A 22,528-nucleotide genomic window follows, 5' to 3' on the forward strand; every position below is an offset into this window, starting at 1 on the left:
GGGGTGATGAGTGCGTCGGTTGAGCGATCGCGGAAGGGCGAGCGACGCGCGGACGAGATCCTGGAGGCGGCGATGCGCTGCCTGGGCCGCGATGGGTACGCTGCGACCTCGTTGCAGCGGGTGGCGGACGAGGCGGGGGTCAGCAAGCGCAACGTGATCTATTACTACGGCTCCCGCGAGCAGCTGTTTGACGCTGTCGTTCATCACGTCGGCGGGCGGTTGCTCGAGCGCGTCGCGGACGCTGTCGCGGGCTTGGTCGAGCCGGCGGACATCATCTCGCGCGGGTTCGATCAGCTGTGGAATGGGCTCACGAACGACCGCACGCTGCTGGTCGCGTGGCTCGGTCTGCGGACCGAGGCGATCACCAACCCCGCGCTACGCGCGACGGCGGCCTGGATGGGTGACCGCTTCCGTGAGCTGCTCAGCGCCGTGATCGACGACGCGCTCGGTCGCGGGAGGCGGCTGCTGGTTGACCGGGACGCGCTCGAGGTGCTGATCTTCGCGTCGATCCAAGGGCTCGTGCTTGAGTACGTCGAGCGCGGCGATGGTCCGGAGCTGACTTCGGCGATCGAGTCGTTGCAGCGCCTGCTCGAGGCGGCCTCGCTGCCACCGACAAGCTGATCGCACGCCAGGCGATCACGCGAGGTGAAAGCCGCTCACGTTACGGCCACGTCTGACGAGCAGCCCGAGCGGTGCGCTGATCGCTGCGATCAGCGCCGCGAGGCGGGTCGCGGTTTGAAGCCCGGAGACGAACGCCGCCGGGCCGCTGCGGGCGATCTGAGCGGCCAGTGCCGCGGGGAGGGCGCCGGCGGCGTGGAGGTTGCCTTGCGCGATCGCGGTCGTCGCCTGGTGCGCGAGGTGCGCGGCCAGCGTTGCGGCGAGCGTGTCCCCGTGGAGTTGGACGTGCGCGAGCCGGGTGGCAAGCTCGCCGTCGGCGTGGGTCACGAGAACCGAGCCGAGGATCGAGGTGCCGAGCACGCCCCCGAGCTGGACGAGCGTGGAGACGATCGCGCTGGCGCTGCCCGAGTAGCTCACCGGCGCGTTCCCGAGAATCGCCTGGATCGATGTGACCCCGACGACGCCGAACCCGGCGCCGGCGACCGCGAGCGGGAGCGCCAGGGCCGCGATCGTGCTGGTAGCGGTCGCGCGAGCGAGCAGCATGAGGCCGACCGCGAGCAGCAGCAGGCCGCCGGACATCGCGATCCGTGGGTGGATCCGGCCGGCACCAAGCCCCATGACGGCCGCGGCGACGACGAACGCGACGGTCAGCGGCAGCAGGTGAACGCCTGACCGGGCAGGCGAGTCGCCGTGGATCCTTTGCAGGTACAGCGTCCAGAAGAACAGGACCGCGAACAGGCAGAAGTACATGACGATCGTCGCCACGGCCGCCGTGCTGATCGTTCGCGACCGGAACAGCCCGAGCGGGAGCATCGGGTCGCTCGCTCGCAGCTCGAGGATCACGAACAGGCCGAGCAGCGCGAGTCCGGTCGCCAGCAGGCTGAGCGTGTACGTGGATCCCCACCCGTGTGCCTGCGCTTTGACCATTGCGAAGACGACGACGAACAGCCCGGTGCTCGCCGTGGCGATCCCGCGAAGGTCATAGCTTGCGGTGGCGCTCGGGTCGCGCGACTCGGTCGCGAACCGCAGCGTGCCTGAGACCGCGAGTATCGCGACCGGGACGTTGAGCAGGAACACGGCCTGCCAGGAGACATGCTCGACCAGCAGCCCGCCGATGATCGGGCCGGCGATCAGGCTGAGCGTCGCGGCGGCCCCCCAGACGCTGATCGCCCGATCGAGCTGCTCGTCTGGGAAGGTCGCGCGGACGATCGCGAGCGAGCTCGGCATCAACAGCGCGCCGGCGGCGCCCTGCGCCGCCCGGAACGCGATCAACATCTCGACCGAGCCGGCGAGCGCGCACCCGGCGGATGCCAGCGCGAACCCGCTCACGCCGGCCAGGAACACCGCGCGGCGCCCGACGCGGTCGGCGAGCCGCCCGCCGGTCAAAAGCAAGATGCAGAGCGCCAGCAGATACGCGTTGGTGACCCATTGCAGCCCGGCGAGCGAAGCGTGCAGATCGCGGCCGATCGTCGCGTTCGCGACGCTGACGATGCTGGCGTCGATCCCGACCATCGCGATCCCGAGCGCAAGGCCAACCAGCACCCGCCCGCGACCATCGAACGACACCGCGCGAAGCACGCCCGTGGCCGAGACGCCTCCCGTCGGCACCGAAGCAGGGCCCGGCAGCTCGCCGGCGCCCCCTTCCTCAGAAACAGAGCCGACCAGCACCTCGCTCGTGCCGACGCGCTGCACGAGGAACCGGCGCGCCCGAGCGAAGCCCCAGGTCAGCGCGCTCACGAGAACCCCCTCCAGCACGGCCCGCGCAACGCTCAAGGCGCCATCCGCAACCCCCGCCGCTCGTCGCGACTGGCGACAGTCATGTCGCATCTGCGACGGTATCGTAGCAACACGCGGACAGCCGGCGCAACGCGATGCCTGGTGCGATGACGCCGTCGCCACCGTAGGATCCGGGGAGATGGGCGATCCGGAACGACGGTCTGATGCGCGGCGCACGAGCCGTCGGCTGCTCGACGCGGCGATCGCGGTGCTCGGCGAGAATCCCGGCGCGAGCATGGATCAGATCGCCGCGGCAACGGAGATCCACCGCTCGACGATCTACCGCCGCTTCCCGACCCGAGAGGCGCTCGTCGATGCGCTGCTCGAGCGCGCCCGTGTCGAGGCGTCCGCGATCGTCGCGCGCGCGGCGACGCAGCCCACAGACCTCCAATCGCTGAGGACAATGTGCGTCGAGATCCTCACCCACGGCTCGCGCTACGCGTTCCTTGAGCACCATTACCACGAGGCCGATCTCGGCCCCGACCCGATCGGGCTCACCCGGCTCTTCCGTCGCTACCAGCGCGCCGGAGTGCTGCGCTCCGATCTCGCGCCCGGCTGGCTTTCGAGCGCGTTCACGGCGCTCGCGGTCGATCTGATCGAGAACAAGCGCGGCATCGCCCGCTCACCGGCACACGCCGCGGAGCTGCTGTCCGAGACGTTCCTGGGCGGCACCCAGCAGCGGGATCTCCAGGGCTGAGCACCAAGTCGCACCGATCGGTGCAGCCAACTGCACCGTTTGGTACTTTTCTGGGGTGGACGGGCAGGAAGCCTTCTCGTCGTGACGCGGTCGGCGGCCTCTCGAGGCTGAGGATGCCCGCGAGCTGCTCCGCGAGCGCTTCCGCCGCACCGATGATCCCGCCGAGCAGCGCGAGATCGTGACTGACGCGCTCGACACGTTGAGCGCGAGCTCACCTTCGTACGCGAACGCCGCGTCGAGTTCGACCGCTTCGAGCACGAGCTCACCATCAAGCGCCAGAAGCTACGCCGTCGCCTCGCGAGCCTCGAGCAACCGGCCGTTTTGAACGACGAATCCGGGACGTGTTGGGCGCAGCGCGAGGACCTCGGGCTGTGCCGCGCCGCGGACCTGCGTATCCGACAGCCGTCGCCGGCGGCTGTGGCCGCGCCCGCGCCGTCGTGTCCACGCTCGTTGGTGTGAGCAGTAGTCGCCGGGACGAGTAAGCCGTGGCGCAGAAACGGACGCATGCGTCCGTTTGGTGTTATCCTGCCTCAAGGACAGTGGTGATGCGCTCAGCACCGGTTAGCCAATCAGCCCCTCTCGGCCTTCGGCGGGGCCGTCTGACGGGCGGCCGTCTCCGGTTTCAGCGAGGTCAGCTCAGTGACTGGTGTGCGGTCGTGAGCGTGGGATCGGGCGGGCGGCTGGGTTGGTGATCGACGTTGCCCAGCACCGCCCGGCGCCGTCCTGCAGGCGAGCGGATGCAGTCCGCAATCACGCGCGGGTGGTCCGCGCTGCATATGAGGTGTTCGCCGAGCAGGGTCTGGACGCGTGCGTGGAGGATGTCGCTGTTCGCGCCGGGGTCGGCCGTACGACCGTGTACCGGAACTTCCCGAGCAAGGAGCACCTGATGGCAGCGGTCGCGTGCGGGCAGCTGCGCTGGTTTGAGGGGCTCGCCGACGAGGCGCTCGCGAGCGGTGATCCGTGGGGGGCGTTCGTCGAGCTGATGCTGCAGGCAGCCGACGCGCAGGCGGGCAATCGCGCGATCGTCGCCAGTATGGACAGCCTCAACGACAGACCCGACGTACAGGACGCGCGCGCCGCGGCCGCCGCTGCGCTGCAACGACTGATGGACCGCGCCAAGCGGCAGGGCGCGATGCGCGCGGACGCTCAAAGCCGAGAGGTGTGGGTGCTGTTCGGGGGAGTGGGACGAGCGCTGAGTGAGCCCGAGCGCGGTGATGTAGTGCTTTGGCGACGTTATGCGATGCTGATCGTGGACGCGATGCGTGGTCGGGACGAGACCGCGCTCGCGTCGACGACGTTCGTGCTCGACCGGCTCGAGGGCCCCGCCGCTCTCGCTCCACCGACCCGAGGGGGACAACGGTGACCGGCGACGCGCAACCGCAACTGACGGCCAACGCGCATCGTCAGCACTACCGCGTGACACTGGCCGTGCTCGCCGTCTCCGCACTGGCGTATGCGCTGTTGCAGACGATGGTCGTGCCGGCGCTGCCGACGATCCAGCACAAGCTGCACGCCTCGACGACGTCGGTGACCTGGGTGCTGACCGTGTACCTGTTGAGCGCCTCCGTGGCCACGCCTGTGCTCGGCCGCCTCGGTGACATGTTCGGCAAGGAGCACTCGTTGCTCGCGGTCCTGGCGGTCTTTGCGGCCGGACTGCTCGTCTCCGCGCTGTCGCATTCGCTGGTGTTGCTGATCGTCGGCCGCACGATCCAGGGTGTCGCCGGCGCGGTGTTCCCGCTCGCGTTCGGGGTGATCCGCGACGAGTTCCCAAAGGAACGGGTCGCGACCGGGATCGGCCTGATCTCCGCAACGTTCGGGATCGGCGGCGGCGCGGGGCTGGTGCTAAGCGGCGTGATCGTCGATCACCTCTCCTACGAATGGATCTTCTGGTTCGGGCTGATCGTCACGGTCATTGCGCTCGTCGCGACGCGCCTGTTCGTTCCCGAGTCGCCGGTCAAGAGCCCAGCGAAGATCGACTGGGCCGGGACCGTGTTGATGTCCGCCGGGCTGGTGTGCCTGCTGTTAGCCGTCAGCGAAGGACCCACGTGGGGATGGGGGTCGGCACGCGTCGTGGCTCTGTTCGTCGCCGCCGTGGTGATCCTTGCCTTGTTCACGATCGTCGAGCGCCGTGTCCGCGCGCCGCTGATCAACATCGGCCTGATGCGCTTACGCGGAGTGTGGACCACCAACCTCGCGGGCCTGCTGATCGGCTTCGGGATGTTCGGGTCCTTCGTCCTGATCCCGCAGTTCGTCGAGACCCCGCCGCACGCCGGTTACGGATTTGGCTCAAGCGTGATCCAGGCCGGCGTGTTCCTGCTGCCCTCGGCCGGGGTGATGCTGGTCGCCGCGCCGCTGGCCAGCTGGCTCGGCAACCGCTTCGGGTCGAAGCTGCCGCTGATGCTCGGCACGCTGATCGCGACCGGCGCGTTCGTGCTGCTCAGCGTGGCGCACAGCGAGCGGTGGGAGATCTATCTCGCCGGCCTGCTGCTCGGGATCGGTGTCGGGTTCGCGTTCGCGTCGATGGCGAACCTGATCGTCGAGGCCGTACCACAGACACATACCGGTGAGGCGACCGGGATCAACACGATCATGCGCAGCATCGGCGGCGCGCTCGGCGCACAGATCGCCGCGTCGATCGTCGCCGGACACCTCAACCCACGCACCGGGATCTCGACCGAGAGCGGTTACACCGTCGCGTTCGCGATGTCAGCGGTCGGGGTACTCGTCGCGTTCCTCGCCAGCCTGCTGGTCCCAACCCGACGCGCGGTCGCCCGCTCGCGCGCCCCAGCACCCGGGCCGGAAGAGCCCGTGGCGGCGTGAGCGATGTCCGCGACACGCCAGCTGCTTGTCGGCTTCGACGGCTCGCTGCCAGCCCGGGTCGCGCTGCGACGCGCGGCGCGAATCGCCGGGAGCGATCACGCCAGCCTCACCGTCGTGCTAGCGATCGACGTCCCGCGGCTCGTCGGCACCTGCGTGCTCACCGGCGCGACGCTGCCGCTACACGAGATCGAGCGCGACGCCAACGACACGCTGCGCTCTGCTGTCGCCGAGCTCCCATCTGACATCTCGGTCATCTCACATCTCGTGCTCGGCCCGGCCGGACCCGGGCTCGCGCAAGAAGCCAACCGGATCTGCGCCGACGCGATCCTCATCGGCTCACGATGCGGCATCACCAGCCGCCTCACCGGCGGCGTCGCGGGCTACCTGCGCCGGCACGCCCACGCGCCGGTCATCGTCGTGCGGAGTGCTCAACCGCGCCGCCCCGGCCACCCTGCGACCTCTCAGAGCAAGACAGTGCCTCCCGCGGGCGGCACCGCGGTACGGCCAGTCTGAACGCCCCGGGCCCTTCCCCCGACCTGGCTCCAATTGCAATAGAGGGAGAAGATCTGTCAACCGCTGATCAACGCAAATCGAACCGCCGCCGCGCTGGCAGCCGCAGTGCCGGGCACTCCAGCGGCAAGAGATCAGGGCAAGAACCCCAACGCGTCGACCCGGCGGCGCCAGCCCGCAGGAGCACCGCTCGCAGGACTTCTGCACCGGGCGCACGCAATCACAAGCCGCCGTCCTCACCGACTCCCGGCCCCGTGCTCGACCGAGCCGTGTGGGAACGAGCGATGCGCGGGCTCCAGCTGCTGGCACGAGCGCTGGGCGCGGTGCTGCTGGCGCTGGGCGCCCGAGCGATCTCCGACGACCCGAGCGTCACCGTCGGGGTCACCGCCGCCGTAATCGCAGCGCTGTTGCTCGCATGCCTTTCCCTGCTGCACCGAGGCCGCCGACTCGAACGTCACACCCTCGAGGCATCGGATGAGCTTGTATCGTAATCCGCTGCGGGAGCGCGCGGAGCTGCTGTCCGAGACGTTCCTGGGCGGCACCCAGCAGCGGGATCTCCAGGGCTGAGCACCAAGTCGCACCGCTCGGTGCAGCAAACTGCACCGTTTGGTACCTTCAAGGGGTGGACGGGCAGGAAGCCTTCTCGTCGTGACCCGCGCGGCGCGTTTCTCGCTTGAGCGACCCAGGTTGACGCTGCTCGTGTGGGCTCTGGTGATCGGCGTCCTAGCGGTCGAGGGGCTGAGTTTTGGATCGCGGATAGCGCCGAGCTCGCTCAATGTGCCGGGGTCGGCGAGCTACCGGGCTGAGCAGGTCGAGGCGAGATATTTCGGGCTGCAAGCCGAGATTCCGGTGCTGTTGCAGGGTCCGCGCCGCGCGGTCGACTCGCAGGGTCGCGCGCTGGTCGCGAGGTTGCGCTCGCATCCCGGCTACACGGTGCTCTCGCCGTGGGATCAAGGGGCCGCGATCCCGGAGCTGCGTCCCGCGCGCGACGCGGCCGTCGTGCTCGTGCTGGTGAAGACCAAGAATCTGCTGGTCGGGAGTTCGGGGGAGGCGGTCCGGTCGCTGGCGCAGCGGTTCACCCGTTCGCCGGTCAGGGTCTCGGTGAGCGGGTTCTCGGTGATCGGCGGCGCGCTGAAGGCGGACGCGTTGACCGCCACCCATAACGCGGAGATGGTCGCGATCCCGGTGCTGTTGCTGGTGCTGCTGCTCGTTTTCCGCTCCCCGATCGCCGCGTTGATCCCGGCGGTGTTCGGGGTCGCCGCGGTGCAGGCCGGGTTCGGTGCGGTCGGACTACTCGCGACCCGGCTACAGATCTCGGACGTTGCGACTGCGCTGACGTCGATGATGGGGCTGGCGCTCGGGGTCGACTACTCGCTGCTGCTCGTCTCCCGGTTCCGGGAGGAGCTCGCCCACGGCCGCGATCCACGATCGGCGGCCGCGGGCGCACAGGCGGCTGCCGGTGGGCCGGTGCTGTTCGCGGGGTTCGCGCTGATCGTCGCGATGATCGTCGCGATCGCTCTCTCGCCGGGGAACTTCCTGCTCTCGGCGGCCGCGAGCGTCGCGGTGGTCGCGGCGATCAGCATGGGCGGCGCATACCTTGCGGTGCCGGCGGTGCTGGCGCTGCTCGGAGCGCGGATCGACCGGTGGCGGATCGGGCGCCCGCCCCGGGAGGATGGCCGCTGGGCCAGCCTCGCCCGTGCGGTGCAGCGCCGTCCACTGCTGACGGCCGCAGCGGCGCTGGTCCCGCTCGTCGCGGTTGGCACGCAGGCGTTTGCGCTGACGACCGGGCCGCCCGACGTGCGCGACCTGCCGCCGGCAAGTCAGACGCGAGTGCAGTCAGAGCGCGTGGCGCAGGTTCTTGGGCCTGGCTGGTCGGCGCCGTATGAGGTGTATGTCGCTGACCCGAACGGCCCGGTGACGACGCCTCGCCGGTTGCGCGCGATCGAGCGCTGGCAAGAGCGGATCGCGCGGATGAGCGACGTGCGGACCGTGATCGGCCCCGGCGAGATCGCCGCGCGCGACCCGACGCTGCTGCACGCGGCCGGGACCGCCGAGCAGGTCAGACGCTCGCTATCTGACAGCGGCGGCCAGGCACGGCAATTATCCGCTGGGCTCGCGCGCGCCAGCTCCGGGGTCGGGCAGCTCCGCAGCGGGCTGCTCCAAGCCCGGTCCGCCGCGTCCGCACTCGGGACCGGCGGCGCTCAAGCGAGCGACGCGGCGACGCGCCTCTCGGCGGCGCTCGCCCAGGCGCACGCCGGTGCCGAGACGCTGCGCCGGGCGCTCGCCCAGGCCGCCGCGGGCGCCGGCCGGCTCACCGGCGCTATCAGCTCGGCGCACGGCGGCTCACGGCAGCTGACGGGAGCGCTTGCGCGGGCCGCGGCCGGCTCGAGCCGGCTCGCGACCGGCGCCGGCCAGCTCGCCTCCGGGCTGGCCGCCGGCCAGGGTCAGCTCGCGCAGCTCAAGACGGCCTCCGACACCGCCACCGGCGACGCCGCGACACTCCTGTCCGCGCTTGAAGGCATGACCGTCGGGAAGCTCGACCCCCGCTACCAGCAGGCGCTGCGAGCCGCGGGGGAGCTGGACGCGTTCACGACCGGTCGCGACCCACGGACCGGTAGCCCCGTCGAGCCCGGCTACCTCGGGCTCAGCCCCGCGCTCGCAACCGCCGAAACCCGGCTCTCTCAGGCCGCCGCCGGCGCCGCGCAACTGAACGCCGCAGCGATCACGCTCGCCAACGGCCTGGGCCGCCTCACCGCCGGTGCCAGCCGGCTGTCAGCCGGGATCGCGACACTCGCCGGTGGCGCGAGCACCCTCGAGCAGGGGCTCGCGCAACTCTCTCAGCGCAGCAGCGCGCTGCCCGCCGGCCTCGCAGCACTCCAAAACGGCGCGGCCCGGCTCGCCGGTGGCCTCGCCCGACTGAAAGTCGGCAGCGGGCAGCTGGCCAACGGGCTTGCGTCCGGCGCCGGCCAGACGCAGACGCTGCAAGCCGGGCTTGACAACGCGAGCCGGCAGACCACACAGGCCGCCACAGGCGGAAACCAAGCCCAACAGCTTTCACAGCTCCAGAGTCGCTCTCCGCGGCTGCTGAGCTCCGGCTACTTCGTCCTCGCCGCGCTCGACGGCGCTGACCAGAGCGCGCGGACACAGGCGGGATACACCGTCAATCTCAAGGGCGGCGGGCAGGCCGCCCGGATCACGATCATCCCTAACAGCGGACCGAACGACCCCGCCACCCGTGCGCTACGCGCGCGCCTACGACAGCAACTCCCCGCACTCGCCAGCGCGACCGGCGCGAACACCTATCTCGGCGGAGTCGCTGCGCAACTCGCCGACTACCAGCACACCCTCGGCGACGCGCTACCCATCCTGATCATCGCGCTCAGCATCGCCGCCGCGATCCTGCTCGCGATCATCCTCCGCGCGATCGTGCTCGCAGCGATCAGCGTCGCGCTCAACCTTGTGACCGTCGGCGCGTCGTTCGGGATCGTCGAGCTGCTCTTCCAAGGCCACCACCCCCCGCTCGGCGGCCCCGGCTACGCCGACATCCTCTCGCTACTCAGCACCTTCACCGTCGTGTTCGGCCTCTCGCTCGACTATCAGGTATTCGTTCTCACGCGCATCCGCGAAGCCTGGCAGCAGACGCACGATCTCGAGCGGTCGATCACGCTCGCGATCGACCGCACCGGCCGGGTGATCACCGGCGCGGCCGTGATCATGAGCGCCGTCTTCATCGCGTTCACGTTCGCCGAGCTCAGCCTCATCCGCCAGGCCGGCGTCGGGCTCGCCAGCGCTGTGCTGATCGACGCCACCCTCGTACGGCTGATCCTCCTCCCAGCCGCGATCCGGCTCGCGGGACCCGTCACCTTCTACTTCCCCGCCTGGCTCGACCACCACCTCCCCACCATCCACCACGACACCACCACGCCGCCCTGCCCCGCACCACATGCCGCCTGACCCCCAAGCGGCGCGACGCGCCACCCCTCATGTCGCGCTCAACCCGCACACCGCCGCGCCCGGCATCACGCGGTTCACGGTGCCGCTCGCGATCGACTCCCCCGATCACCTCCACGTCCACATGCTCCAGACGCCCGACGGACCACTGCTCATCGACTGCGGCGCGCGCGGCTCCGAGGACGCGCTAGACGCCGGGCTCGCCACCCTCGACGCGCGTCCGAGCCGGGTGCTGATCACACACGGGCACATCGACCACTGGGGCATCGCGACCACTCTCACCGACCGCGTGCTCGCGCACCCCGGCACGCTCTCAAGCCTGCGGTTCGCCTCGCACGGCCCACCCGCGCGCAGGCCCGCTGGGTGGCCGAACACGCGCGAGCTCGCGCGCGCGTTCGGCGGCTTCTCAGAACTGATCGCCGGCGTCCCCGAGATCGACCCGATCCACGACGGCGACCGGCTCGGCGACTGGGAAGTGCTCTGGACCCCCGGTCACGACCCAGGCCACATCTGCCTCTACCGCGCAAGCGACGGAATCCTGCTCTGCGGCGACCTGCTCCTTCCCGGCTACACCCCCAACATTCAACCCGCGCTCGACGGCAGCGACGCGCTCGACCAGTTCCTCACCTCCCTCGACCGCATCGCCGCACTCCCGATCACCCTCGTACTACCAGCCCACGGCCCCCCTTACAGCGACGCCGGCCGACGAGCGAACGAACTCAAAGTCCACCACATCAAACGGCTCGACACCCTCCGGCACGCGCTACGCGGCGGCCCCCGGACGCTCGCCGAACTGACGACCGTCACGTTCACGGCTGACCACAGCCAACCCGCCGACAAGATGCTCGCCCACATGGAGACATACGCCCACCTCGAACACCTCCGCCAACAACGCCAAGCCAACGTCGACGAACACGGAACCTGGTCGCTCACGTAGACGCCCGCTCTGCCAACGCCGACCCCCCACGAGCCCCACCGAATCAGGCTCCTGTGCGTCTGACTTCGCGACCCCAGGACCTGCCTTGACTCGCCGCTTCGGCTCGCCCGTCGCGCGACCGCTGGCGGCGCCGATCGCGGGATCGGAGCCTCCGCTCTCACGCCGAACCATGGAAGCCGCTTTTGATGGGCGGGGCACTCGTCGCTCCGCGCCTCTCGAAGTCTCAGCCTCAAACCGGGGGAGGTCCAACATCGCGGTCGGGAGCCCCGATGAGAGGGGCGTCTCCTCGATCGGCCTCCGCCTCCCATCCCGCCATCGGCGTTCAGCTATGCGCCGCGTGGTCCGTTCCTGGCCGTGAAGAGCACGCGGGTGGCTCAACGACGCACCAAATGCGGCTCGGATACGGCATCGAGCGGGGCGGGGGCAGGTTTCGTGCCTGTGCTGGGCCAGGCCACAGCCGAGGTGGGTCTACACGGACAACGATCTGAGTCAGTGGCGGCGTCGGCCTAGTGCGGATTTCGGGACCGTCGGGCCGATCGGACCGGATCGAAGGTTCTAGGTTGCGCGTGGCGCGAAGGCAAGGTTTACTTACTACAGGAGTAGACGACTGTGCTGCCGAGGAAGACAAGCAGATATCGCTGTGTTGGTTGGGATCCGGGCGGGCCTTGGCGTCCCGCGTTGCCGTCGTTCGTCGCGGAGATCGGCGGTATGTGTCATCTGGCGGCCATCGCGTTCGTGCGTGGTGTGCGCCCACCGATGTCGTATGGGCCGGAGCTCGCCTCGCAGTTCCGCTTTGCGCTGCGGATCTCGTGGTTTACGTTGATCCTGACCTCGTTCGCGCTCGCGTTCGGGCCGGCGGGTATCCAAGCATCGAGTTTCCTTGCCTTGTTCGGTGCACTGGACCGGCTCGGCGCTGCCTACGAGTTGATCGAGGTGCGCGAGTTCGCGCCGCTGGTGACAGCTATCGTCGTGGCGGGCGTGGCTGGCACGGCCATTTGCGCGGATCTCGGTGCGCGTCAGGTGCGGGAGGAGACCGCCGCGCTGCGCGTCCTCGGCGTCGATCCGGTTAAGGGCCTCGTCGTGCCGCGGCTGGTCGCGCTCGTGGCGCTCGCGGTGTTCTACGACATCTTGGCGTTGGTCAGCGGTATGGTCGGAGCGATGCTTGTCGTGGCGGAGAACCACGCTCCCCTGGGTCCGTTCTTCGCCACGTTCTTTGCCAATGCGACGCCGCTTGAGCTGGGGGCGTCGTTTCTCAAGGCGGGGCTGTATGGGACCGTGATCGCGGTCGTCTGCTGCTACAAGGGCATGAACGTCTCGGGCGGCGCGGAGAGCGTCGGTCGTGCCGTCAACCAAGCCGTGGTGATCGCCTTCCTGGCGATCGGCGCGATCGACTACACGTTCACCCAGCTGCTGCTGGCCACGCATCCGATCCTGTCCGAGACGCGATGATCACTGACGGGCCACAAGCTGTGCGGGGTCGGCTGCTGCCGCCCCTGGTGTCGGTCGGCCGTGCGATCGATTTCTTCTGGCTCGTCGTTCGGGGACTGGGCGACGGGCGGGTGCGTCCCTATTTCGGAGAGGTTCTCCGGCAGGCTGGCATTCTGATCACGGGCTCTGTGATCATCGTGCTCGGGCTGGTGTTCGCGCTTGGGTTGGTGGTCGGGATAGAGGGCTCCTACGGCGCACGGATGGTCGGCGCGCCGGCAGCTGCCGGCGCGTTCACGTCGATCGCCGACCTGCGGGAGATCGCTCCGTATGCGTTTGGGTACATGATGGCCGCGAAGGTCAGCACGGGGTTCGTGGCCGAGCTCGGCACGATGCGCATCACCGAGGAGATCGATGCGCTTGCGGTGATGGGGCTCGACTCGGTCGTGTACTTGTGCTCGACGCGGCTGCTGGCGTCGTGGATCATCCTGCCGTTCGTCTACGCGGTGGGCATCCTGGTCTCGTTCATCGGGTCGTTCATCGCGGTCGTGCTGCAGGTGGGCCAGGTCTCAGCGGGCGGCTATCTGGAGCTGTTCTGGAAGTTCCAGAGTCCTGCTGACTACCTCTTCTCCGGGGTTAAGGGCATGGCGATGGGGACCTTTGTGGTGCTCGTCGGCTGCTATTTCGGCTACACGGTGTCGGGCGGCCCGGTGGAAGTCGGCCGTGCTACAGCGAAGGCGATGGTCGTGAATCTGATCGGGATCCACATCATCGGGATCTTCGGGAGCCAACTGTTCTGGGGCGGCGGTCACGCCCGCCTGCCGATCGGCGGATGAGCAGCACTACGCACAGCACAGCGGCGCGACGCGGGGGCTGGAGGCGACCCCACGGTCCGGCGGACCGATCCGGGCTGCGTGGTCGCCTGCCGGTCGGAACGCTCGCCTGGGGATGCTTGCTGCTCACTGCAGCGGTCACGTTGGCGATCCTCTTGGCAGGCGGCGAGTCCTACACGATCAATGCTCGGTTCTATAACGCGGGCCAACTCGTAACCGGCGGTCTCGTCGAGGTCGCCGGCCGGCCCGTGGGGACCGTCGCCGGCCTGACCGTGACCAAAGACGGGCTGGCAAATGTCAGGCTCTCGATCACCGACTCGCAGATCGTTCCGCTCCACGTCGGCACTCGCGCCCAGATTCGGGCCGTCGGTCAGGCGGGAGTGGCAAACCAGTTCATCGACCTCACGCCTGGGCCGCCGGCTGCGCCGGCGCTGCGCGACGGGGCCGTGCTGCCGACCAGCCAGACGACTGGGATGGTCGATCTCGACGCGATCCTGGACACGCTGAATCGCCCGACCCGCCAGGATCTCCAGAGCCTGATCGCGCGAAGTGACCAGGTGTTTGCCGGCTCCGGCTCGAGCTACTTCAACGGCGTGCTCGCAAAGCTCGATCCGGCCCTCCGGGCTGTTGACGGTGTCGCGGGCGAGCTCAGCTACGACCATTATGCGTTGAGGCGACTGATCGACGAGTCGGCTGTTGCGGCCTCCGCGATCAGCTCGCGCAGCGGCGCGCTAAGCGCCGCGGTCGCCAACACCGCTCGGGTGATGGAGGCGTTGGCGTCCGAGCGCGCCGTGCTCGCTGACGCTCTCACCCGCGCGCCGGGGGTGCTGGTGCAAGCGCGGGGCACGCTTGCGCGCCTGTCCGCGACGGTCGTCGCGCTGCGCCCGACGCTGCGCGCGGTTCCATCGGCTGCTGGGCCGCTGGCAACGCTTGTGCGGCGCCTGGGCCCGACGTTACAGGCCAGCGAGCCGGTGGTCTCGCGGCTGCGTGCGCTGCTTCCGGGCGTGCGCCGCTCGCTCGCGGGGCTTGCGTCGCTCGCCGGGCCCGCCGTCGACGCGCTCGGCTCACTGACGCCAGCGCTCAAGGGGCTGATGCCGATTCTGACGGGGATCCGGATCTACGGCGTCGACTTCACCCTCGGACTCACGAACGGCCTCGCCGGGATCCTCGCCTCCAACTACAACGCCGACGGTCATTACGGACGACTCACTTTTGTCCAGAACCTACAGACGTTGCTCGCTGGCCTGCCGGCGGCCGTGCTTTCGAAGTTCCCGCTGGTCCCGGGCGTCCTGAGCACGCGCAAGAGCAGCGCCGCATGCCCGGGTGGGGCCGAGCCGCCGGCGCCGGACGGGTCCAATCCGTGGATCCCGGACCGATCGCTGTGCGATCCCTCGAACGATCTCCCCGCGAGCGTGAACCAGCCATGAGGTGGACCGTGCTGGTGGTCACTGCGCTGGCTGCGGTAGCAGCGGTGTTCGTCTTACTCAGCTCCTGGGGCGGAAACTCTCGCGTGGTAGTAGATGCGGTATTCGACACGGCGGACGGCATGGTTTCCGGCCAGCTCGTCAAGATCGCCGGCGCGCGGGTCGGCACCGTCACCGCGGTCAGACTCGAACCTGGACCGGTCGCGTTGTTGCAGATGAGCATTGACCGGCGGTTTGCTCCGTTCCGTGCCGACGCGAGCTGCCAGATCCTGCCCGAAGGATTCATCAGCGAGAACTACGTGGAATGCGACCCGGGGTCGCGCACGGAGCCTCCGCTCGCGGCCGGGCCGAACCGGGTCCCGACGGTGCCGCTCTCCCACACCGCGGTACCAGTCTCCCTCCAGGAGGTGCTGAACATCTTCTCGCTCCCCGTCGACCAGCGCCTGAAAGTCCTGATCGACGAGCTCGGGATCGGCACCGCCGGCCGCGGCGAGAGCCTGAACGCGATCCTGCAGAGCGCGAACCCGGCACTCACCCAAGCCCAGCGCGTGCTGTCGATCCTCGATCAGCAGCGCTCGGAGATCGCTCGCGCGGTCGGGCAGAGCGACGTCGTGCTCTCACAGCTCGCCCGCGAGGATCGCGGCGTCAGAGACTTCGTCGACCGGGCCGCCGCCGTGCTGCGCACCACCGCGGCCCATCGAGCGGCCCTGGCGGACTCGGTTCGGAATCTGCCGGCGATGCTCGACGCCACCGACAGGGCGATGGGATCGCTGGGCACGGTGGCTGCGACCGCCGCGCCGCTGCTCGCTGACCTGCGTGCCGCCGCGCCCGGGTTGACGCTGGCCACGCACACGATCCCGGCGTTCGCGCAGACCGGCCTGTCGGCTATCCGCCCGCTTCGGGACGCCGCCGGGATTGCGCGGCGCGCAATCCCGGCTGTCGAGCCGGTGGTCCGCCACCTGCGGACGTTCGGCGTCCACGCCGGCCCCGTGACGCACAACCTGAGCAGGCTGCTGGTCAACCTGCGCGACACTGGCGCTTTCGAAGCGGTCCTGAACCTCGCGTACAAGCTCGCGACAATGTCAGCAGCGTACGACCCGATCTCGCACATGGGGGGCGTCGTGATCACCTTGCAGACGCGCTGCCTGCTGGGCTGGCTCCGAGCCCCACTGTCGCCCGCAGCCGGCTGCAGCCATGCATACACCGCACCGGGGCGCGGCACGGTCCCGGTCAACGCTCCTAGCGCGGGCCCGCAGCTTCAGAGCTCATCGGTGTGGGGTCAGGCGACCGCGCCGACCGGAACTCCGGCTGCAAGCGCCGCACCGGCCAGCCCCCGGTTCTCGGCGACGCAGCTCAACGCCCTGCTCAGGTACCTGCTGCGCTGATGCCGTTCTCTGCCAAGACCCGCCGGCGGCCTGACCGCCTGTTCCCGATCGTCGGCGTGCTCGCGATCGCCGTACTCGTTTTCGCGGTGTACGTTTCCTACACCTCCAACCGCGGGCTGCCGTGGCAGAGCACTTACGACGTCAGCGTAGCTGTGCCTAACGCCGACCGGCTGATCCCGACCGACGAGGTCCGGATCGGCGGCGTCCGCGTCGGCCAGGTCGCTTCGGTCTCCGCGGAGCAGCGGACGGACGGACAGCCGTTCGCGCGGTTGCAGCTGGCGCTAGACCCCTCGATCCGGCTCCCGCTCGACACGCGCGTGCGCGTCGGGTCGGCTTCGATCCTCGGCGCGACCTACGTCGAGCTGCTGCCCGGAACCGGCGCGCGCACGGTGCCCAACGGCGGCGAGCTTCCACTCGCCAACAGCCAGCCGACGGTGCAGCTCACCGACCTGCTCGACGTGTTCAACCGCTCCACGGCGCGCGCGCTACAGGCGTCTCTGGGCGACCTCGGCTATGGGGTCGCCGGGCGAGGGCCCGCGCTGAACTCGACGCTAGGTTCGCTCGACCTGCTCCTCCCACCGCTGAACGAGGTCGGTAGCGCGCTCGCCGCGCCGAGCACCCGCCTACCGGCGTTTCTCCACGGCTATGAGACGATCGCGGACGCGCTCGCGCCTGTCGCCCGTCAGCTGGCTGGGGTGTTCGCGGGAGGTGCCGTCACGTTCGCGGCGATCGCCCGGGTCCGCTCCCCGCTCGGAGCGACGATCGAGGCGCTGCCGCCGGCCGAGCAGTCCGTGACCAGCAACTTCGCGCGGCTGCAACCGGCGCTCGACAGCCTCGCCACGACGCTGGCCGACCTGCGCCCCGCCGGCCCGCTGCTGCCCGGCGCCCTGCGCGCAGCCAACGCGGCGCTCGCGGCCGGCGTGCCGGCGCTGCGCTTGCTGCCGGGCTTCACGTCGCGCCTCGATCCCACGCTCGGCGCGTTGCGGGCACTGAGCCTAAACTCAGCCACCGACGGGTCGGTGCGCGAGCTGACTGGCCTCAGCGACGCGCTTGTCGCGCCGCTCGCCGCGCTGCTTCCCGCCCAGTTGCAGTGCAACATCGTGCCGCTGTGGGCGCGTGACTTCGCCTCGGGCTTCGGGGACCTGGGGTTCGGCACCGGCCCCGGCATGGCCCTGGTCGGGCTCACGCACCTCGGAGCGACCGGAGAGATGTTGCAGAACGCGGTGCCCTCGTCGAACGTAGCGATCAACAACACGCCTACCGAGAACTTCAGCGAGTGCGAGGCGGGTAACGAGCCCTACACCGGCCATCAGATCCTCACCAACCCGCCCCGCGAGCTGAGCAACCAGACGATCCACACGACCCCGCCGCCCGGCGTGCTTACGCTCGCACGCAGGGCCGGTCTGCTCGACAATCCCGCGCCCGGCGAGCGATGAGCGCGAGGCGAACACCAGCACGTCGGGGGAGCGAACGCCGCTACCTCGCGCTCGCGGTGCTGGCCGCGCTCGGGCTGTCAGTCCTCGCCTACGCGGCGTTTGTGCGCCAGCTCCCGTTCAAGAGTCAGTTCGAGCTGCGCGCGGTGTTCGCCTCCTCAAACGATCTGGAGCCGGGCAACCCGGTCCGTGAAGCGGGCCTGGACATCGGCAACGTAACCGGCGTGGGCCCTGGGCCGCACGACACCTCGGTCGTAACGATGCAGATCGACCGGCCCGCCAGTCTGCGTCTGCACGCCGACGCGTCGCTGGCGATCGAGCCGCGACTGATCTTCGAGGGCAACTTCTACGTGCGCGTCAATCCTGGCACGCCCGCGGCGCCACCGCTGCGCTCGGGGGCGACGATCCCGATCGCTCGCACAACCATTCCCGTGCAGATCGATCAGGCGCTCGACGTGTTCACCGCACCAACCCGCGACGCGCTCCGCGGCACCGTCGCACAGCTCGCACAGAGCCTCGACGGCCCCCCAGGGCACAGCGGCGCGGACGGACTCCGGCGCGCCGTCCGCGCGCTCGACCGCGCGCTAGGTCCGCTCACGCAGGTAGCCAACGCCGCGTTGGGCACCAGCCCCGGTGACCTGCACCGCGCGGTGGGGTCCTCGAGCGACGTCGCCTTCCAGCTGGCACACGATCCGTCGGCGCTGGCGGGCGCGGTCACGCACTTCAACGACGTCGCCGGAGCGCTCGCCTCGCAGGACCAGGCGCTTGCCCAGAGCGTCCGCGGCCTCGACGGCGTGCTTCAGCTCGCCCCCTCCACGTTGACGGCGCTCGACCGGGCGCTGCCCGTCCTGACGCGCTTCAGCCGCGTCGCGTCCCCGGCGCTCCGCGCAGCCCCGGCGCCGCTGCGCTCGACCGCTATGCTGCTCGGCCAGATCGACGCGCTGGTGCAGCCCGGCGAGCTGCCGCGGCTGCTGGACCGTTTGGCGCCGGTGACGAGCACGCTGCCGGTGCTCGAGCGGCGCCTGGGAGGCGTGTTCGCGCTGCTGACCCCAGCCGCCCGGTGCGTGAGTCGAAACGTCGTGCCCGCGCTCGACATGGAAGTTCCGGACGGGCGGCTCTCGACCGGGCGACCGGCGTGGCAGGACCTCCTGCATATGGCTGCCGGCCTGAGTGGCGTCTCCCCCGGATTCGACGCCAACGGCGGCACCCTTCGGATCGGTCTCACAGAATCCGCCCAGGCTCTCGAGGGATTCATCCCCGGTATCGGCAAGGTCGTCGGCCTCGGCGCGATCCAGGGCGTCGACCCGACCTGGCTCGGGTACGGCGTGATCCCCCCGTTCCGCCCGGACGCGCCGTGCGTCGAGCAGGCGCTGCCGAACCTCGCGGCGCGCGCGAGCCTCGGGCCGCCTGCCGGGATGCACGCGATCACGCTCCCTCAGCCCAGTGCGCGGCAGCGCGCGCAGCTTGCGTCGATCCTGACCCTGCTCTCAGATGGGCCCGCCGGACGCGCGCGGTTGCTGCAGATGCTGCTCAGCCCGACCGGCCGCGCCGCAAACGCTCCGCAGCGATCCGGCGCCATCGGTCCGAGCGTACCGATACCGAGCCCCCCGGCGCGCCCCGCGCCGCCGGCGGGCACCGGGGCACCCGCGGCGGCGGGCCCGCCGGCTCGCGGCGGCAGCCTGGCGAGCACCGTCGGCGCGCTTCTCGGGAAAGCCCCGACGACCGGGCAGGGCCGATCGACCCCAGGCAATGCGATCCAGTCACTGCTGTCAGCGCTTGGCCTCGGCCACGGAGGTGGACAGTGAGCCATCTGCGCTGGCAGCGCCTCGGGTTCGCCGGCGTGCTCCTCGTGCTGATCGCCACGGGAATCGTCTCGGCCGTGTACGTGCTCGTGCACGAGCGTCTGCCGCTCCCGTTCCGCGATACCTACCAGCTCAACGTCGAGCTCTCCGCCGCCGACGGCGTCGCCCCGGGACTCGGCCAGCCGGTCGATGTCGCGGGGGTCGGCGTCGGCACGATCACCGCCGCGCGAATCGTCAACGGCAACGCGCTGGTGACGCTCACGATCGACCGCAATCAGCTCCCACGCGTCTACGCCGATGCCAACGCGACGCTGGCGCCGATCACGCCGCTGGGCGACATGGAGGTCCTGCTCGACCCCGGTCACCCACCCAGCAGGCCGCTACCCGGCGGCGCGACGATCGGGATCGGGCAGACATCGTCACCTATCCCACTGTCGGATCTGCTCTCACAACTAGACACCGACACACGCTCCTTTCTCACCACGCTGATCGCTTCCCTCGGGGAGGGGACACAGGGCAGAGGCCTCGACCTCCGCCGCGCGCTGCTCGCGCTCGGCCCGACGGCTGACCAGGCCCGCGAGATCACCGTGGCGCTGCAACACAGAGACGCTTCGATCGCGCGCCTCGTGCACAACATCGCGCTGGTCACCCGAGCCGCCTCGCAAGACCAGCAGCTCGCCAGCCTCGTCACCGCCGGCAACCAGACGCTCGACGCGCTCAGCTCACAGGACGCACCGCTGCGGCTCGCGCTGACCAAGCTGCCCGGCACGCTCCAGACGATCGGCTCGACGCTCGTCCGCACCAAGGAGCTCGCCGATCAATCAGCGCCAACCCTGACGAGCCTCACGCCCGCATTCGCTCGGCTGCCCGCCACGCTCTCTGCGCTGCAACCGTTCTCCGAGCAGGCCTCCGCGGCACTCGCCAGGCAGATACGACCACTGGTGCGCGAGGCGCAGCCGCTGCTCGGCAACCTGGGGCCCGCCGCACGCGAGCTCAGCGGCCTATCGCCCAACCTCGCAACGGTGATGCAGGTCGCCAACTACGCGCTCAACGAAACCGCCTACCACCCACCCGGAAACGACGAGGGCTTCCTGTTCTGGCTTGACTGGTGGTTTCATAACTATGACTCGTTCAGCGAACAGGACGCTAACGGTGGTGCTGCGCGCGCAATGGTGATGGTCAACTGCGAGCAGCTCACCGGCCTGGCCGGGCTCGGCGAGATCCTGAAGCTCGCGCTCGGCGTCTACGACCTCTGCCCCGGCTGATGGAGACACACTCACCGACACCCCGCCAGCTGCTCGTCCCAGGAGCATTCGTGCTCGCCTGCGTGATCCTGAGCATCCTCACCTGGCTGTCGTTCGGCGGCTCGGTGCCGTTGCAGCCCGCCGGCTACCGGATCACGATCCCCCTGCCAGACGCATCGAACCTCTACTCCGGCGCCGACGTACAGATGGCCGGGGTCGACATCGGCAAGGTCATCAGGGTACGCCGCACCGACGCCACCGCCGCCGCCACGGTCCAGCTCGACGCGGCCGACGCGCCGCTGCGCAGCGGCGCGTCGGCGATCCTGCGGACGAAATCGCTGCTCGGTGAGGCCTACCTCGAGTTGGCTCCCGGGCCCGTCGATGCCCCGCTCCTGAAAGACGGCTCCTGGCTACCAGCCAGCCACGTCGCCCACCAGCAGAGCCTCGACGACGTCCTCCAAACGTTCTCTCCGACCACCCGGGCACACCTTCGCCAGCTAATCAAGGGTCTCTCGGCGGCAGTTGCGGACCGCTCGCAAGCCCTGAATGCCGCACTCGGAGACGCCGCGCCGGCAACCGCGAACCTCGCCACCGTGATGCAGACGATCGGAGGGCAACAGGCCGACCTGCGCCAGCTCGTCGCAGGCTCAGCAGCGGTGCTGAACGCGCTCGGAGACCGCGAAGGAACACTCCGCGCCGCCGTCACCGCCGGCGATCAGCTGCTGAGCACCACCGCACACCGCGACCGCGCGCTCGCCGCCACGATCGCCGCCTTTCCCGCCTTCCTCACGCAGCTCCACGCGACCGCCCAGACGCTTGGTGCGGCGAGCGGCGACCTCGACCGTGCGGCGGTCACGCTCGCCCCGGTCGCGCGGCCGCTGGCGCCGGCGCTGCAGGAGGTGAGCTCCGTAGGACCGCAGGTCCGCGCGCTGCTCACCGAACTCCCGGCGGTCCTGCGCGCCGGCGAGCGCGGCCTTCCCGCCGCCCAGCGGATCTTCCGCGCCGCGCCGCCGGCGCTCGAACAGCTGTACCCGGCCGCGCGGCAGGTGATCCCCGTCCTGCAACTGCTCGGAGCCGTGAGCAGCTCGATGATCACCACCTTTGCGAACGTCGCGCAGATCTTCAACGGCACCTACGTCGGGCCCGGCCAACGCATCCTGGACTACGCGAACGGCGTGATCACCTTCTGGAACGAGAGCATCTCCGGATGGGTCAAGCGACTGCCCACCCATCGCGGCAACGCCTACCCCAAGCCAGGCGCCCTGCGGCTGATCTCATCGCCGGGCGGCCTTGCCTCCTACGACTGCCGCAACATTCACAACCCCGAATACCTCCCCCCGTTCGGCTCAGTCGCGCCCTGCAAGACACAGGGGCCATGGACCTATCGCGGCGTCAAGGCCTACTACCCGCACCTGCAGCCCGCGCCGCCGTGATCGCAATCACGACGTGGCACGGCGCCGCGTCCAGTCCCCGCCGCACCCAACGTCGAGTTGTCGCTCAGCGCTCGGATCGTGCGCGCGCGACCCGACCGAGGGCAGCCTCCGAATCGGTCGTCGAGCCTCAGCACAACGCAGTGGCGATGACCCAGAACACGAACAGGCGCGCGTCAACGGGCCGACGATCCCCCAGTCGTCAACGGCCCCATCGACGGCCTGGACGCCTCACCGTGCTGC

Annotated in this window: 16 protein-coding genes; 15 read left to right on the forward strand and 1 reads right to left on the reverse strand. The window is 70.0% G+C overall.

Annotated features, from left to right (window positions below):
* The first annotated feature begins 6 nt into the window (after positions 1-6).
* Positions 7-621, forward strand: a complete 615-nt coding sequence (locus M3M55_RS02270) for a TetR/AcrR family transcriptional regulator (protein WP_249011203.1) — start codon at positions 7-9, stop codon at positions 619-621.
* A 15-nt stretch (positions 622-636) separates the two neighbouring features.
* On the opposite strand, the gene M3M55_RS02275 is transcribed toward M3M55_RS02270, so the two are convergent.
* Complete coding sequence (locus M3M55_RS02275) at positions 637-2,391, reverse strand: MFS transporter (protein ID WP_249011204.1); 1,755 nt, start codon at positions 2,389-2,391, stop codon at positions 637-639.
* Positions 2,392-2,533: 142 nt separating this feature from the next.
* On the opposite strand from M3M55_RS02275, the gene M3M55_RS02280 reads away from it, so the two are divergent.
* The 14 genes from M3M55_RS02280 to M3M55_RS02345 all read left to right on the forward strand — a co-directional run bounded on the left by M3M55_RS02280 (position 2,534) and on the right by M3M55_RS02345 (position 22,288).
* Entirely contained in the window at positions 2,534-3,091 is a 558-nt protein-coding gene (locus tag M3M55_RS02280; RefSeq protein WP_249011205.1) for a TetR/AcrR family transcriptional regulator, read from the forward strand.
* A 760-nt stretch (positions 3,092-3,851) separates the two neighbouring features.
* On the forward strand, positions 3,852-4,454 hold the full coding sequence (locus M3M55_RS02285; protein WP_249011206.1) for a TetR/AcrR family transcriptional regulator: 603 nt from the start codon (positions 3,852-3,854) through the stop codon (positions 4,452-4,454).
* Complete coding sequence (locus M3M55_RS02290; protein ID WP_249011207.1) at positions 4,451-5,911, forward strand: MFS transporter; 1,461 nt, start codon at positions 4,451-4,453, stop codon at positions 5,909-5,911. Before M3M55_RS02285 ends, M3M55_RS02290 begins: the two co-directional genes overlap by 4 nt.
* A 3-nt stretch (positions 5,912-5,914) precedes the next feature.
* Entirely contained in the window at positions 5,915-6,424 is a 510-nt protein-coding gene (locus M3M55_RS02295; protein ID WP_249011208.1) for a universal stress protein, read from the forward strand.
* Positions 6,425-7,108: 684 nt separating this feature from the next.
* A complete protein-coding gene (locus tag M3M55_RS02300) occupies positions 7,109-10,375 on the forward strand; it encodes an MMPL family transporter (RefSeq protein ID WP_249011209.1) in 3,267 nt (1,088 codons plus the stop codon).
* Complete coding sequence (locus M3M55_RS02305; protein WP_249011210.1) at positions 10,365-11,309, forward strand: MBL fold metallo-hydrolase; 945 nt, start codon at positions 10,365-10,367, stop codon at positions 11,307-11,309. The genes M3M55_RS02300 and M3M55_RS02305 overlap by 11 nt, the downstream gene beginning before the upstream one ends.
* A 678-nt stretch (positions 11,310-11,987) precedes the next feature.
* On the forward strand, positions 11,988-12,758 hold the full coding sequence (locus M3M55_RS02310; protein WP_249011211.1) for an ABC transporter permease: 771 nt from the start codon (positions 11,988-11,990) through the stop codon (positions 12,756-12,758).
* Positions 12,755-13,570 carry an ABC transporter permease gene (locus M3M55_RS02315; protein ID WP_249011212.1) on the forward strand — a complete coding sequence of 272 codons (816 nt, stop codon included), beginning with the start codon at positions 12,755-12,757 and terminating at the stop codon, positions 13,568-13,570. Before M3M55_RS02310 ends, M3M55_RS02315 begins: the two co-directional genes overlap by 4 nt.
* Positions 13,571-13,686: 116 nt before the next feature.
* Entirely contained in the window at positions 13,687-14,994 is a 1,308-nt protein-coding gene (locus tag M3M55_RS02320) for an MlaD family protein (RefSeq protein WP_249011213.1), read from the forward strand.
* 8 nt (positions 14,995-15,002) lie between these two features.
* Positions 15,003-16,376 carry an MlaD family protein gene (locus M3M55_RS02325; RefSeq protein WP_249011214.1) on the forward strand — a complete coding sequence of 458 codons (1,374 nt, stop codon included), beginning with the start codon at positions 15,003-15,005 and terminating at the stop codon, positions 16,374-16,376.
* Positions 16,376-17,812 (forward strand): MlaD family protein, encoded by a 1,437-nt coding sequence (locus M3M55_RS02330; RefSeq protein WP_249011215.1) that lies wholly within the window; start codon positions 16,376-16,378, stop codon positions 17,810-17,812. The genes M3M55_RS02325 and M3M55_RS02330 overlap by 1 nt, the downstream gene beginning before the upstream one ends.
* Positions 17,809-19,614, forward strand: coding sequence for an MlaD family protein (locus M3M55_RS02335; RefSeq protein ID WP_249011216.1), 1,806 nt, complete (start codon positions 17,809-17,811; stop codon positions 19,612-19,614). Before M3M55_RS02330 ends, M3M55_RS02335 begins: the two co-directional genes overlap by 4 nt.
* Positions 19,611-20,876 (forward strand): MlaD family protein, encoded by a 1,266-nt coding sequence (locus M3M55_RS02340; RefSeq protein ID WP_249011217.1) that lies wholly within the window; start codon positions 19,611-19,613, stop codon positions 20,874-20,876. Before M3M55_RS02335 ends, M3M55_RS02340 begins: the two co-directional genes overlap by 4 nt.
* A complete protein-coding gene (locus M3M55_RS02345; RefSeq protein ID WP_249011218.1) occupies positions 20,876-22,288 on the forward strand; it encodes an MlaD family protein in 1,413 nt (470 codons plus the stop codon). The genes M3M55_RS02340 and M3M55_RS02345 overlap by 1 nt, the downstream gene beginning before the upstream one ends.
* The last annotated feature ends 240 nt before the right edge of the window (positions 22,289-22,528 follow it).

Origin of the sequence: Conexibacter sp. DBS9H8 (genome assembly GCF_023330685.1) — a bacterium.
GTDB lineage: Bacteria > Actinomycetota > Thermoleophilia > Solirubrobacterales > Solirubrobacteraceae > Palsa-465.